We start from the raw sequence: 14,120 nt of genomic DNA on the forward strand, positions 1-14,120 counted from the left end.
GCGCAAGGCTGCCGGGTGAGCGTGCGGCGCGCCCGCTCCCGGGGGGCGCCGCGCATCGCGCTGGCGCTGGCGGGCGGCGGTCCGCTGGGCGCCATCTACGAGATCGGCGCGCTGTGCGCGCTGGAAGAAGCGCTGGAGGGCGTGGACTTCGCGCGGCTGGAGCACTACGTCGGTGTCTCCGCCGGCGGCTTCATCGCGGCGGGCCTGGCCAACGGCCTGCGGCCGCGCGAGATGTGTGCGGGCTTCATCGAGAACAGCGCCCGGGACGGCGACGTGTTCGACCCGGCGTGGCTCACCGTGCCCGCGTACCGCGAATTCATGGACCGAGCCCGCCGCCTGCCGGCGCTGGCGCTCACGGCGTTCCTGCAGGCGACTTGGGGGCGCAAACCGCTGCTGCAGGCCTTGGAAGGCCTGGCGCCCGCGCTGCCCACGGGCCTGTTCTCCAACGAGGAAATCCACCGGCGACTCTCCGCGATCTTCGCGCGGCCGGGGCGCAGCAATGACTTCCGCGACTTGCGTGGGCGCCTGACGCTGCTGGCCACCGAACTGGACACCGGCCGGCCAGTCGCCTTCGGCAGTCCCGGCTGGGACCACGTCCCGATCTCCCGCGCCGTGCAGGCCACCTGCGCCCTGCCCGGCCTGTTCCCGCCGGTGCCGATCGAGGGCCTCCACTACGTGGACGGCGCGCTCACCAAGACCATGCATGCCTCCGCCGCGCTGCAGCAAGGCGTCGACCTGGTGCTGGCGCTGAATCCGCTGGTGCCGTTCCAGGCGGCACGCATCGCCGACGGCGGGCTCGCTGCCGTCCTGGGCCAGACCTTCCGCACCCTGATCCATTCGCGGCTCGCGCTCGGCCTGAAGCACTACGCGCACGCCTGGCCGGGCACGGACATCCTGCTGGTCGAACCCGACCCGCGCGATCCGGAGCTGTTCACCGCCAATCCCTTCAGCTACGGGCAGCGGCGGCGCCTGGCCGAACACGCCTACCAGCAGACCCGCAGCTGGTTGCGAGCGAACGAGGCGCAGGTGGGCGAGCTGCTCGCGCGCCACGGTGTGGGGCTGCACACGCATGCGCTGCACGATCCCGCGCGCTTGCTGGTCACCCCCGCGCGGCCGCGCCGACTCGCCTCCGCGCTGGGGCGCCTGGGCACGGTGCTGGACGACCTCGACCACGCCCTGCGTCCTGCCTGACACGACGATGGCAAAGAAGGCCCCACGCCGCACCGCCGAGCGCATCCTCGAGGTCACGCTGGACCTGTTCAACCGCTTCGGCGAGCCGAACGTCTCCACCACGCTGATCTCGGCCGAATTGAGCATCAGCCCGGGCAACCTTTATTACCACTATCCGGCCAAGGACGAGCTGATCAACGCGCTGTACGACCGCTACGAGGCGGCGCTGGGCGACCTGCTCAATGCGGCCGACGGGGTGCGCGACGTGGAGGACGCCTGGTTCTTCCTGCACACGCTGTTCGAATTGATCTGGCAGTACCGCTTCCTGTACCGCGACCTCAACGACCTGCTGTCCAAGAACCGGCGGCTGGAAATGCACTTCCAGTCTGTCCTGAAGAACAAGACCCGCGCCGTCCGCGCCCTGCTCGACGGCATGAGCCGCACCGGCGCGGTGCGCATCGATTCGCGCGAAGTGGAAGCGACGGCGACGAGCATGGTGGTGGTGCTCACCTATTGGCTCAGCTATGAGTACGTGCGCGATCCCCGCCACGCGCTGGAAGGCGAGGCTGCGCAGCGGGCGCTGCTGCGTGGAGCCCACCACGTGCTCCATCTGCTGGTACCCTATCTGGAACCTGCGCAACGCACGCACCTGCTGCGGCTGGCCGGCGCCTACGACGGCGGCTGACGGGGCAAGCGGGCGAAGCCAGGCAACGAAGGAGACACGGCACAGCATGGCCTCCTGGACCGCCTTCCCGCGGCTTGGCGATTTCTCTTACGACGCGGACGGCCTCACGCGCGCATGGACACGCCTGCACGCCGGCGACGCCGAGCCGCTGCCGGTCGATCCGAAGGTGCTGGCCGCGTGGGTCCTGTTCCACGACGGCGAGTTCGAACGGGCGGCGCAGGCCGGTCTGGCGGCCGGCGGCGCCGGCATCACGGTCGCCAACAAGGCCACCAGCATGTACGCGAACTACCTGGAAGGCCGCGAGAAGGCAAGGCTCGACCTGTTCCAGCAGGCGGCCCAGCGCGCAGAGCAGCAGACCGCGGACGAGCCGGAGAACCCGAACGCCTGGTACTGGTACGCGTACGCGACCGGCCGCTACAGCCAGGGGATCAGCGTGGCGAAGGCGCTGGCGCTGGGCCTGGGCGGCAAGGTCAAGGACGCCCTGGAGCGAACGATCCGCCTGGAGCCGCGGCACGCCGACGCGCACGCCGCCCTGGGCACCTTCCACGCGGAGGTGATCGACAAGGTCGGCAGCCTGATCGGCGGCATGACCTACGGCGCGAAGAAGGAGACCGGGCTGCGCATGTTCCAGGAGGCGCTGCAGCTCAACCCGCGGTCGGCCATCGCGCTGATCGAGTACGCCAACGGGCTGGTCATGCTCGAAGGCGACGGGATGTTCGAACAATCCACCCGGCTGTACCAGCAGGCTGCCGCGATCAAGCCGCTGGATGCCAAGGAGTGGCTGGACGTAGAACAAGCGCGGGCGGAACTCGAAGCATGACCTACCGGGCTTCGCGCCCGTTGACTACAAGCGCAGGCTCAGCCGGGGGAAACAATGCCCCTCCATGGAGCCCATCAACATCTTCCAGGCCCTGCTGGTCAGCCACAAGGCGCAGCGGGAACTCTCAGCGCGCCTGCTCGCGAGCCGGCAGGCGACCGAGGAACGCGCGCATGTCTTCGAGGAGCTGAAGGCTGAACTCGCGGCGCACGAAACCGCGGAGGAACGCTGCTTCTACATCCCGTTGATGCAGCACGACCAGTCGGTGGACCTGTCGCGCCATGCGATCGCCGAACACCACGAGATGGACGAGATGGTCGAACACCTGGACCAGGTGGACCCGCACGCCGCCGAATGGGAGGAGTGCTGCCGCAAGCTGTGCGAGAAGGTCGAGCACCACCTGAAGGAGGAGGAAGACAAGTTCTTTCCGCAGGCCGGCGAGGTCCTTTCGGACGAACAGAAGATCCAGCTTGCGAAAGAGTACGAGGCGGAGTTCACCACGCTGCGGATCAAGCAGGAGGCCTGAGGCTCACTCGCCCCAGGGCAGCATCAACGTCACCAGCGACAGCTTGGCGAACTCGGGCTCGAACTGGTCGATGATGTCCTGCGGGTCCGGGCAGAGCAGCGTGTCCGTCATCACGCCGAACTGCACGCTGCCGCCGTAGCTCAGGACCGAGACGCCCAGGCCGATGTCGCCGGACTGCGGCACCCAGAACATCACCTGCTCCAGCGTGGCGCCGAGGAAGCGCAGCTTGTCGCTCGGCCCGGGCACGTTGGTCATCACCGCCGTCGTCTTGCTGCCGAACAGCCCCATGATCGCGTCCTGCGCCGGCTTGGCCAGCAGGCCCGCCAGTGCCAGGACCGCAAATGCGAGCAGGGGCTGCGTGCTGCCCTTGAGCGCATTCATCCGGCGTCGCACTTCGTAGACCCGCTCGATCGGGTTGGCGATCCCCACGGGCAACACCAGCGGCGCCAGCCCGAAGTGGTTGCCCAGCTTGTGGGCGTGCTCCATCGGCCGCAGGTTCACCGGGATCATCGCGCGGATCTCCACGCCATCGACGGCGTCGCCCTGCGTGCGCAGGTACTCGCCGATGGCGCCCGCCACGCAACTGAGGAGCACGTCGTTCACCGAGCAATTGAGCGCCTTGCCGATCGCCTTCACCTCGTCCAGCGGCAGCGGCGGGCACCAGGCGACCCGCTTGGTGCTGCCCGGCTTGCCCTTCAGCCGGGTGGGCGAGTCGTCCGGCATCAGCAGCAGTGCGGCCGCATCGCTCACCAGCTGGAAGGCGTTGTGCACGAGATCCCTGGACCCGCGCATGCCCTTCTGCGGATCCAGCAGCAGGGCCAGCGAGCGCGCGGCGCCGCCGCCCGCGGCCCCGACGCCGCGCATCACCAGGCTGGCCAGCGGCTTGAGGAGCCCGTCCGACAGCCATGCCTCCGCATCGCCCGGTTCCTGCTCGCGGGGCAGGGGCGGCGGCGCGCCGCCGTCCACCAGCGACATCGTCACCGCGATCAGCGCGATGCCGTCGGCGATGCAGTGGTGGATGCGGATGATGAGCGCGCTGCCGCCCTCGTAGTCCTCCACCAGGTGCATCTGCCACAGCGGCCGGCGCCGATCGAGCGGCGTCATCGCCAGCTCGCCGATGCGTTTCTGCAGGGCCGCCTGAGCGCCCCCCTTGTGGCGGGGCAGCTTCTCGCGCACCACGTGCTGGCGGATGTCGACCTCGTGTTCGACCCAGCTCGCGTGGCCGCCGTCCTCCACCACGCGCTGGCGAAAGCGCGGGTACTGCAGCAGGCTCTCCTCGATCCGGTGGCACAGGCCGTCGTAGCGCACGCGGGGCCGCAGCGTCCACACGCCGAGGATCATCATCAGGTTGCTCGCCGAATCCATGCGCAGCCACGCGGTGTCCACCTTGGACATGCTCTCGGCCAGCTTCATCGCACCTGCCTCCTCGTCGTTGGATGGGCCGCCCTATTCTGGGCGCGCCGGTGAATTTAAGATAGCCGACCCCCAAGAACCGCAGGAGCATCCATGGCCGACCTCAACGCCGACTTCGAAGCCGCCGTCACCAATTCCAAGAAGCTGTCCCAGCGTCCCGACAACGCCACGCTGCTGAAGATCTACGGCCTGTACAAGCAGGCCACCGTCGGCGACAACGCCGAGAAGAAGCCCGGCTTCGGCGACATGATCGGCCGCGCCAAATGGGACGCGTGGAACGGCTGCAAGGGAACGTCCGGCGACGACGCCAAGCGTCAATACATCGACCTGATCCAGTCCCTCAGCTGAGACCCAGCGGCATCGCCGTTGGCCGAAGCTACTTGGCCTTGCGCGGCGCTGCCTTGTGCTTGGTTTCGACGTGCTCAGCCGGCTTGGCATGCTTGGGCGGCTTGGCAGGCTTGCCCTCGTGCCGGGTCTCGTGCCTGGCCAAGCCCTGCTCGAAGGCATGGAGCGGATCCTTGTGCGCCAGCAGCTGGTCGAGGTTGTCGACGATGGCGCTCTCGATCTTGCCCTTGAAGACCCCCAGCAGCATGCCCAGGCGGGCATTCAGCTGGAACCGGTCCTTCGTGACCCTGAGTTCGCCGCTCGCGCCCGGCCGCTTGAAGCTCACCACGTCGTGGGTCTTGCCTTCCTCGTAGGTGCAGTCCATCTCCAGCTTCTTCTCCGCGACCTCGGCCCAGCGGAAAGCGAGCTTGCGCGCCTGTTCGAGCCCGAGGCTGTGTTCGCGGACGATGTGGATGTCAGCCACCAGCGGCCTCCTTCAGTTGTCGATGCCGCTCTTCCTTCGGCAGGGCGGCGAGCTGCCGGGTGGCATCATAGAACGCCGTCCAGTCGCCGCCCTTGATGCGGAACAGGGCCTCGAAGCCCGGCACCAGTTCGTCGTAGGCCGCCTGCGCACCGAAGAAGGCGTTGTTCGCCTCGCGCACCCAGCGGTCGTAGCCGCGCCAGAGCGCAGGATCCCCGCCGGCGGCCGCCTTCATCTGCTCGTAGTCGCTGCGGAACTGCTCCATCAGGCGACGCTTGCCTTCGGCCCTGGCATCGGGGTCCAGGCCAGGCGACTGGTAGAAGGCGTTCAGGCGTTCCCGCGTGCCGCGCGACAGCTCGCGGAACAGGCGGCGGCGCTGGTCGAAGGCGGCGTATTCCGAGCGGGCGGACTCGCCCGCCTGGGTCTCGAGCCAGCGGGTGCCTCCCAGCCGCTCGACCGCCGTGGCGAAGGATTCGTTGAAGGTCGTGTCGTTCTTGGCGTAGACGACCTGGTGCGCGAGTTCATGGAAGATCAGGCGGGCGAGCTCGCCTTCCGGATATCCCAGGAAGGTGTTGAGCAAGGGGTCGCCGCCCGCCCAGTTCATCAGGCCGAGAGTGGAATACGCCGTGACCGGGTAGACATTGGTTTCGTAGCCTTCCTCCAGCAGGACCCCGGCCTCCGCCTTGGCCTCGCGCTCGTCGTAATAGCCCCGGTAGCCCACGCAGCCCGTCACCGGGAAGCACCAGGTCTTGAGCTCCAGCGAATAGATGGGCGCGGCGGTGACGTTCCACACCGCCGCGGACCGGTGCAGGTCGGCGTAGCGGCGGTAGCTCGGGTTGTCCGGCAGCTTGAGTTCCCGCACCGCGAAGTCGCGGATGCGCTGGGAGAGCACGAGCCGCTGCCGCAGGCGGTCGGAGGTCTGCGGCTCCCGCACCAGTTCGTCGACCGGGCGGGCCGCGTTCATGATCCCCAGGTGTCCGGTGACGGACTGCCAGTAATAGCCCACGTTCGCGCAGCCGGAGAGGCACAGGCTTGCCGCCACCGCCACTCCTGCCACTGCCGCGAGCCCCATCAGGATGACCTTCTTCCTCACGCGGGCCGGACTTCGACCAGGCAGTCGTAGAACACCGGCGCCCGCCCGAGGTCAGTCAGGCGCTGGCTGGTGAGTTCGTTCACGTTGGTGCCCGCCAGCCCCAGCTTGCGCCACCAGATGCCGAGCCCGTTGACGACGCCGGGACGGGCCCTCGGCGACACGCGCAGCTTGCAGACGTATTCGCCGCGGTCGTTGAACACGCGCACGACCTGGCCGTCCGCCAGTCCGCGCGGGGCGGCGTCTTCCGCGTTCATCTCGAGCAGCGGTTCGCCCTCGATATCGCGCAGGCTCTCCACGTTCACGAAGCTGGAGTTGAGGAAATTGCGCGCGGGCGGCGAGATCATCGCCAGCGGATATTTCTGCGAACTGCCCGCGGTTTCGTAGTTCGGCACGTGGTCCGGCAGTCCGTCGAGTCCCTGGCGCGCCAGCCGCTCGCTGTAGAACTCGCAGCGCCCGGACGCCGTCGGGAAGCGCCCCTCGGCGAACGGCGCCTCCGGAATCGGCAGGCGTGCGAATCCCTGTTCCAGCAGCAAGTCGAACGGGACCTGGTCGCCGAACGCCCGGCGGCACATTTCCTCGTCGCTCTCGCCGAAGCAGGGATCGGAAAAGCCCATGCGGGCGGCGAGTTCGCGGAACACCTGCGAGTTGGGACGCGCCTCGCCCACCGGCGCAATGGCCGGCCGGTTCAGCATCACGTCCGTGTGGCCGTAGGTGGCGTGAATGTCCCAGTGTTCGAGCTGGGTGGTGGCGGGCAGCAGGTAGTCGGCGTAGTCGGCCGTGTCGGTCTGGAACTGCTCGAGCACCACGGTGAACAGGTCGGTCCGCTCGAAGCCGCGCACCACCTTGGCGGACTCCGGCGCGACGGCCAGCGGGTTGCTGTTGTAGACGACGACCGCTTCGATCGCGGGCCCGAAGGAGGGCGAGGCGGGCCGCAGCAGGTCGTCGCCGATGGTGACCATGTTGATGGTGCGCGGCGTGCGGCCCCCCAGCAGGTCGGGCCGCTGCAGGTAGGCCCGGTCGGACGGGAAGAAGCCGGAACTGGAAAGCAGCATGCCACCGGCGCGATGGCGCCACGCGCCGGTCAGGGCGGGCAGGCAGGCCACGGCACGGACCGCGTTGCCGCCGCCGCGCACCCGCTGCATGCCGTAGTTGAGGCGGATGGCGGCAGGCCGCGTGGTGCCGTAGTCCCGCGCCAGGTCCCGGATCTGCTGCGCAGGCACGCCGCAGACCGCCGCGGCGCGCTCGGGCGACCAGCGCAGGGCCCGCTCGCGCAGCGCCTCCCAGCCCAGGGTGTGGCGCTCGAGGTAGTCGTGGTCCAGCCAGTCGTTGACCACCAGTTCGTGCATCAGCGCGAGCGCCAGGGCCGCGTCGGTGCCGGGCAGCAGCTGCACGTGCTCGTGGCACTTCTCCGCCGTTTCGCTGCGCCGCGGGTCGATGCAGACCAGGCGCGCGCCATTGCGTTTCGCCTCCTGGGCCAGGCGCCAGAAGTGCAGGTTGCTCGCGATGGAGTTGCTGCCCCAGATCAGGATCAGCCGGGCTTCGGCGAAGAACTCCACCTTCATGCCGACCTTGCCTCCCAGCGTCTGGGTCAGGGCTTCGGCCCCGGCGGAAGCGCAGATGGTGCGATCGAGCAGCGATGCGCCCAGGCGGTGGAAGAAGCGGGCCGCCATGCCTTCGCCCTGGACCAGGCCCATGGTGCCGCAGTAGCTGTAAGGCAGGATCGCCTGTGGGTTCCGCGCTGCAATGGCGCCCAGGCGGGCGGCGATGTCGTCCAATGCTTCAGGCCAGCTGACGGCTTCGAAGCGGCCGGAGCCCTTGGGACCGACCCGCCGCATGGGTTGCAGCAGTCGGCCACCGTGGTAGGTGCGCTCCACGTAATGCGCGACTTTGTTGCACAAAACGCCGGCGGTGGGCCCATGCAGGGGATTGCCCTGAATACGAACGGCCACACCGTCCTGTACTGTGGTCACGAGGGCGCAGGTATCGGGACAGTCGTGGGGACAAGCACCCAGAACCTGCCGCAGGGGGGAAGCGCCCGTTTGGGGGATGGCAGCCATGTCGTCCATTGTGTCCAAAATCAATTCGCGGTGGCGCAGCGTGAACGCACCAGCTTTCCGCGAACTCTGCCACTCCACAGGGGCCTCATGCTCAACCGACGTGCCTTCACCCGTGCTGCTGCCGGCGCTGCCGTTCTCGTGGGCGCCCCGGCCCTGCGCGCGCAATCCGAACGCATCCTGTTCGCGCAGTCGGCGGCGTTCACCGGGCCCGCCGCACAGCTGGGGATCCAGTTCCACCAAGGCGCGAAGTTGTACTTCAGCCAGGTGAACGCCCAGGGCGGCGTGCAGCGGCGTCCCATCGAGCTGATCAAGGCCGACGACGGCTACGAGCCGGACCGCTGCGCCGAGAACACGAGGAAGCTGATCGACGAGGATCCCCTCGCCCTCTTCGGCTACATCGGCACGCCCACCAGCGTCGCGGCGCTGCCGCTGGCCACCGCCGCGCGGGTCCCGTTCTTCGCACCGTTCACGGGCGCCATGGCGCTGCGCCAGCCATTCAACCGCTATGCCTTCCATATCCGCGCCTCGTACAACGACGAGACGGAACTGATCGTCAAGCAGCTGACCTCGCTGGGGCTGCAGAAGATCGCGGTCTTCTACCAGAACGACGCCTATGGCAAGGCGGGCCTGGACGGCGTGGAGCTGGCGCTGAAGACGCGCAGCATGAAGCCGGTCGCCCAGGCCACGGTGGAACGCAACACGGTCAACGTCGCCGCAGCGGTGAAGACGCTGGTGGCGGCGCAGCCGGACGCCATCGTTCAGGTCAGCGCGTACAAGTCCTGCGCCGCCTTCATCCGCGCCGCGCGCGCCGCCGGCTTCGGCGGCACCTTCTTCAACGTGTCCTTCGTGGGAACGCAGGCCCTCGCCGACGAACTGGGCAAGGACGCCGCCGGGGTGGTGGTGTCGCAAGTGGTGCCCTCCCCGTACAGCGCCGCGCGCGCCATCACGCGCGAATTCCTGGATGCCGCGAAGAAGGGCGGCGCCGACTACCAGGTGAACTTCTCCAGCATGGAGGGCTACATCGCGGCCAAGGTGATGGTCGAAGGCCTGCGGCGCGGCCCCGCCAGGCCCACGCGCGACACGCTCATCGCCTCGCTGGAGACCGTGCGGGACGAATCGTTCGGCGGCTTCAACGTCGGCTTCTCCGCTGCCAACCACGTCGCCTCGCGCTTCGTCGAGCTGTCGATGCTCACGGCCGACGGCCGCGTCCGGATCTAGTCCAGTCCGCGCACTTCGGCCAGGCCCTCCATGAAGGCCTGGCACCGCGCGAGTTGCTCCAGGCTCACGTATTCATCGGGCTGGTGGGCCTGGCCGATGCTGCCGGGACCGCACACCACGGTGCGGATGCCCGCCTGCTTGAACAGGCCCGCCTCGGTGCCGAATCCCACCAGGGTCGTGCGCTGATCGCCGGCCAGGCGCATGGCCAGCCGGGTGACGTCATCCTGCAGCGAACCGAGGAAGCTCGGCACCTCGCAGATCGTGTCGAACCGGAAGCCCGTCTCCGGAGCGACCCGTTGCATCGCCGGCTCCAGCGAACGCGCATAGGCCACCACCTGCTGCTGCATCGCGCGGGCGTCGGCGGTGGGCAGGTCCCGGAATTCGTAGCGGAACTCAGCGTCGCGCGGCACCACGTTGTCCGCGATGCCGCCGTGGAACTGGCCGACGCTGGCCGTGGAGTACGGCACGTCGAAGCCTTCGTAGCGCGGCTCCTCGCGCTCCAGCGTGTCCGCCAGGTCGCGCACGCGGCCGATCACCCGTGCCGCCAGCTCGATGGCGTTGACGGACTGCGGCGTCAGCGAAGAGTGCGCCTCCTTGCCGCGCACGCAGCAGCGGTAGCGGTAGACGCCCTTGTGCGCGATCGCGGGCACCATGCTGGTGGGCTCTCCCACGATGCAGGCCAGCGGCGCGATGCCGGCGTCGCGCAGGTCGGCGATCAACTCCTTGACGCCGAAGCAGCCGACCTCCTCGTCGAAGCTGAAGGCGAGGTGGATCGCGAACGGCGCCTGGCTCTCCAGGAACAGCCCGGCGTGCGCGACCGCGGTGGCGATGAAGCCCTTCATGTCGGCGGAGCCGCGGCCGTACAGGCGCCCGTCCCGGACGACGCCGGCCAGCGGATCGACCGACCAGTCCTGGCCATCCCAGGGCACCGTGTCCGTGTGGCCGGACAGGATGATCCCGGCGGGCTTGCCTTCGCCCAGCGTGGCGAACAGGTTGGCCTTGGTGCGCTCCGCGTTGTAGCTCAGCCGGGACTTCACGCCCAGCCTGGCGAGTTCATCGCGGACGCAATGGATGAGTTGAAGATTTGAGTTCGCGCTGACCGTGTTGATGCCGACCAGCGTGCGCGCGAGCTCGAGGGCGCGAGGGGTGGAAGCGGGGACTGCCATGCGGGGCATTGTCACGGAATATCCCTCATAGGCACGCCTTTTGCACCTCGCTAGACTGGCGGATCCCCCCGCAGCACCCGACTCCCCATGAAGCTCCTGGACTCCATCGTCACCGAAGCCGCCTCCATCGTCGCGCTGCGCCGCGACATCCACGCGCATCCCGAACTCTGCTTCGAGGAAGTGCGCACCGCCGACCTGGTCGCGGCCAAGCTCACCGAGTGGGGCATCCCCGTGCACCGCGGGCTGGGGGGCACGGGCGTGGTGGGCATCGTGAAGAACGGCAGCTCCAGCCGGGCCGTCGGCTTGCGCGCGGACATGGACGCCCTGCCCATGCAGGAGTTCAACACCTTCGCGCATGCCAGCCAGCACGCCGGCAAGATGCACGCATGTGGCCACGACGGCCACGTGGCGATGCTGCTGGGCGCCGCACGCCACTTCGCCAAGAACCGCAACTTCGACGGCACCGTGTACCTGATCTTCCAGCCGGCCGAGGAAGGCGGCGGCGGCGCGCGGGAGATGATCAAGGACGGCCTGTTCGAGAAATTCCCGATGGAGGCCGTGTTCGGCATGCACAACTGGCCGGGCGGCCAGGTGGGCCGCTTCGCCGTGAGCCCCGGACCGGTGATGGCCTCCACGGCCGAATTCAAGATCACGATCCGCGGCAAGGGCGGCCACGGCGCGATGCCGCACCTGGGGACCGACCCGGTGCCCATCGCCTGCCAGATCGTCCAGGCCTTCCAGACCATCGTCAGCCGCAACATCAAGCCGATCGACGCCGGCGTGGTGTCCGTCACCATGATCCATTCCGGCGAAGCCACCAACGTGATCCCGGACAGCTGCGAGCTGCAGGGCACCGTGCGGGCCTTCCGCGGCGAGGTGCAGGACCTGATCGAACAGCGCATGAAGCGCATCGCAGAGCACACCTGCCACGCGCACGAGGCGACCTGCGAATTCGAGTTCCACCGCAACTATCCGGCGACGGTGAACTCCGCCGCGGAGGCGGACTTCGCACGCAAGGTGTTGGGCACGATCGTGGGGCCCGACAACGTGCTGGTGCAGGAGCCCACCATGGGCGCGGAAGACTTCGCCTTCATGCTGCAGGCCAAGCCCGGCGCCTATTGCTTCATCGCCAACGGCGACGGCAGCCACCGCGAGATGGGCCATGGCGCCGGCCCCTGCATGCTGCACAACCCGAGCTACGACTTCAACGACGACCTGATCCCGCTGGGCGCGACCTACTGGGTGCGCCTGGCCGAAGAGTGGCTCGCCCAGGGCCGCGCATGAGCGGCATGCGGGACGCATTTTCCAGCAGCTACGCGGAAGCACGCCAGAAGTTCCTGGAGGCTGCGGCCGGTGCCGGCCTCGCGGTCGAGGCCAGGCCGCATCCGCTCCCGGGCCTGCACGGCGAAGCGCTTGCCATGGACGTCGCCCGCGATGGCCATCCCAATGCCTCCAGGCTGCTGATCCTGAGCAGCGCCTGCCACGGCGTCGAGGGCTACTGCGGCAGCGGCGTGCAGGTGGCGGCGCTGCGCGATGCCGAATGGCGTGCGCGCATCGCCGAGGCGGGCGTGGCCGTGCTCTACATCCACGCACTGAATCCCTACGGCTTCTCGCACATCCGCCGCACCACGCACGAGAACGTCGACCTCAACCGGAACTTCCACGACTTCTCCGCGCCCTTGCCGGTCAACACCGCTTACCGCGAGCTGCAGCCGCTGCTGGTGCCGCGGAACTGGCCGCCCGACGAGGACAACGTGCGCGCCCTCGGCGACTACATTGCGCGCCGGGGCGAGCAGGCCTACCAGTCCGCCGTGACGCGCGGCCAATACGAGTTTGCCGATGGCCTGTTCTATGGCGGGCGCGCCCCGACCTGGAGCAACCTCGCGGTGCGCGAGGTGCTGGGCGCCCACGGCCGCCGCGCGGGCCGCATCGCATGGATCGATTTCCACACCGGCCTGGGCCCCAGCGGCGTGGGCGAGCGGATCTACGCGGGCCGCGACGATGCGCAGGCGAGCGCGCGGGCCAGGCAGTGGTGGGGTGGCGAGGGGCGCACGCCGGTCACGTCGATCTACGACGGCTCCTCCACGTCCGCCTTCCTGACGGGAATGATGTGGACAGCGATCTACGAGGAATGCCCGCAGGCGGAGTACACCGGCATGGCGCTCGAATACGGCACGGTGCCGGTGCTGGAAACCCTGCAGGCGCTGCGTGCGGAGCAATGGCTCAACGCGCACCCCGAGGCCCCGGCGCCATTGGCCGAAGCGATCCGCGCCCAGGTGATGCGGGCGTTCTACACCGATACGGACAGGTGGCGCGAACAGATCGTCGCGCAGGCCCGCGAGTCGCTGCTCCAGGCGGTGGACGGCCTCCGCGCCTGATCAGGCCGCGCCGGCGCGCGATTGCGCGATCACCAGCAGCCCGTCGAAGATGAGGCTTTCTAGCAGTTCGAAGGGCACCGACATGTGCGGTGCCATCTTCCAGCCCGCGCCGCCCGTCATGTAGCAGGCGGGCTCGGCCCCGCAGCGGCGCCGCACGTGCTGCACCATGCGCTCGATCGCGCCGGAGATGGCGAAGGTGCCGCCACTGGTGAGCGCGTCGCTGGTGTTGGTCGGAAACTCCCGGACCTCGCCGGTCGGCACGTGCAGGCCAGCCGTGCCGCTTTCCAGCGCGCGCAACATGATGCCGTGGCCCGGCAGGATGAAGCCGCCCAGGAAGCGCCCCTCCGCGTCCACGGCTTCCACCGTCACGGCCGTGCCGACCATCACCACCACCATGGGCCGCTTGGGGCCCTCGGCCAGCATGCGGTGGCGTGCGCCGATCATGCCGACCCAGCGGTCGGCGCCCAGGCGGGTCGGATGGTCGTAGCCGTTGATCACGCCGGCCTCGACCGCACTGGCCACGACCCAGTGCGCCGGCACGACCCAGAGCTCCTCCATCTGCTCCTCGACGCGGCGCTTGATCGCATCGCCGGCGACGCAACATCCCAGCATGCTGCCGGGGGCGGGCAGCGTGGCCCATTCGCCATCGGCCAGCTTGTCGATGTTCTCCAGGAATTCGGCGCCCGTGGCGATGGGCTCGGCGCCCACCGTCGCGGAGGGATAGAGCGACCATTTCAGCCGCGTATTGCCGACGTCGACGGCCAGGAAGCTCATGGTGCCGGGGACGATCCA

The 14,120-nt window shown here is 68.9% G+C and carries 14 protein-coding genes; 8 read left to right on the top strand and 6 right to left on the bottom strand.

What is annotated here, in order from left to right; translation table 11 throughout:
* Nucleotides 1-21 precede the first annotated feature (21 nt).
* The 4 genes from AC1DSA_RS00005 to AC1DSA_RS00020 all read left to right on the top strand — a co-directional run bounded on the left by AC1DSA_RS00005 (nucleotide 22) and on the right by AC1DSA_RS00020 (nucleotide 3,198).
* On the top strand, nucleotides 22-1,191 hold the full coding sequence (locus AC1DSA_RS00005) for a patatin-like phospholipase family protein (RefSeq protein ID WP_477885929.1): 1,170 nt from the start codon (nucleotides 22-24) through the stop codon (nucleotides 1,189-1,191).
* Nucleotides 1,192-1,198: 7 nt separating this feature from the next.
* Entirely contained in the window at nucleotides 1,199-1,855 is a 657-nt protein-coding gene (locus tag AC1DSA_RS00010; RefSeq protein WP_477884775.1) for a TetR/AcrR family transcriptional regulator, read from the top strand.
* 46 nt (nucleotides 1,856-1,901) lie between these two features.
* A complete protein-coding gene (locus AC1DSA_RS00015; protein ID WP_477884776.1) occupies nucleotides 1,902-2,675 on the top strand; it encodes a tetratricopeptide repeat protein in 774 nt (257 codons plus the stop codon).
* A gap of 64 nt (nucleotides 2,676-2,739) precedes the next feature.
* On the top strand, nucleotides 2,740-3,198 hold the full coding sequence (locus AC1DSA_RS00020; RefSeq protein WP_477884777.1) for a hemerythrin domain-containing protein: 459 nt from the start codon (nucleotides 2,740-2,742) through the stop codon (nucleotides 3,196-3,198).
* Nucleotides 3,199-3,201: 3 nt separating this feature from the next.
* On the opposite strand, the gene AC1DSA_RS00025 is transcribed toward AC1DSA_RS00020, so the two are convergent.
* Entirely contained in the window at nucleotides 3,202-4,611 is a 1,410-nt protein-coding gene (locus tag AC1DSA_RS00025) for a wax ester/triacylglycerol synthase family O-acyltransferase (protein WP_477884778.1), read from the bottom strand.
* A 93-nt stretch (nucleotides 4,612-4,704) separates the two neighbouring features.
* Here AC1DSA_RS00025 and AC1DSA_RS00030 point away from each other — a divergent pair, with 93 nt between their 5' ends.
* Nucleotides 4,705-4,959 (top strand): acyl-CoA-binding protein, encoded by a 255-nt coding sequence (locus tag AC1DSA_RS00030; RefSeq protein ID WP_477884779.1) that lies wholly within the window; start codon nucleotides 4,705-4,707, stop codon nucleotides 4,957-4,959.
* A 28-nt stretch (nucleotides 4,960-4,987) separates the two neighbouring features.
* Here the strand turns inward: AC1DSA_RS00030 and AC1DSA_RS00035 are convergent, their stop codons facing one another.
* The 3 genes from AC1DSA_RS00035 to AC1DSA_RS00045 are packed head-to-tail and all read right to left on the bottom strand — an operon-like array spanning nucleotide 4,988 to nucleotide 8,566.
* Nucleotides 4,988-5,419, bottom strand: coding sequence for a polyhydroxyalkanoic acid system family protein (locus tag AC1DSA_RS00035; RefSeq protein WP_477884781.1), 432 nt, complete (start codon nucleotides 5,417-5,419; stop codon nucleotides 4,988-4,990).
* Nucleotides 5,412-6,488, bottom strand: a complete 1,077-nt coding sequence (locus AC1DSA_RS00040) for an aminopeptidase (RefSeq protein WP_477885931.1) — start codon at nucleotides 6,486-6,488, stop codon at nucleotides 5,412-5,414. The genes AC1DSA_RS00035 and AC1DSA_RS00040 overlap by 8 nt, the downstream gene beginning before the upstream one ends.
* Nucleotides 6,489-6,505: 17 nt before the next feature.
* A complete protein-coding gene (locus tag AC1DSA_RS00045) occupies nucleotides 6,506-8,566 on the bottom strand; it encodes a molybdopterin-containing oxidoreductase family protein (RefSeq protein ID WP_477884783.1) in 2,061 nt (686 codons plus the stop codon).
* Between the two features lie 87 nt (nucleotides 8,567-8,653).
* Between AC1DSA_RS00045 and AC1DSA_RS00050 the strand changes: the two genes are divergently transcribed.
* Entirely contained in the window at nucleotides 8,654-9,784 is a 1,131-nt protein-coding gene (locus AC1DSA_RS00050; RefSeq protein WP_477884785.1) for an ABC transporter substrate-binding protein, read from the top strand.
* Here the strand turns inward: AC1DSA_RS00050 and argE are convergent.
* Nucleotides 9,781-10,950: an acetylornithine deacetylase gene (argE, locus tag AC1DSA_RS00055; protein ID WP_477884787.1), complete on the bottom strand. Its 1,170-nt coding sequence runs from the start codon at nucleotides 10,948-10,950 to the stop codon at nucleotides 9,781-9,783. The two genes, AC1DSA_RS00050 and argE, sit on opposite strands and share 4 nt — an antisense overlap.
* An 87-nt stretch (nucleotides 10,951-11,037) precedes the next feature.
* Here argE and AC1DSA_RS00060 point away from each other — a divergent pair, with 87 nt between their 5' ends.
* On the top strand, nucleotides 11,038-12,234 hold the full coding sequence (locus AC1DSA_RS00060; RefSeq protein WP_477884789.1) for a M20 aminoacylase family protein: 1,197 nt from the start codon (nucleotides 11,038-11,040) through the stop codon (nucleotides 12,232-12,234).
* Nucleotides 12,231-13,328 (top strand): M14 family metallopeptidase, encoded by a 1,098-nt coding sequence (locus AC1DSA_RS00065; RefSeq protein ID WP_477884791.1) that lies wholly within the window; start codon nucleotides 12,231-12,233, stop codon nucleotides 13,326-13,328. Before AC1DSA_RS00060 ends, AC1DSA_RS00065 begins: the two co-directional genes overlap by 4 nt.
* On the opposite strand, the gene AC1DSA_RS00070 is transcribed toward AC1DSA_RS00065, so the two are convergent.
* Complete coding sequence (locus tag AC1DSA_RS00070; protein ID WP_477884793.1) at nucleotides 13,329-14,102, bottom strand: type III pantothenate kinase; 774 nt, start codon at nucleotides 14,100-14,102, stop codon at nucleotides 13,329-13,331.
* Nucleotides 14,103-14,120 lie beyond the last annotated feature (18 nt).

Source organism: Ramlibacter sp. P4_H7, assembly GCF_056400765.1.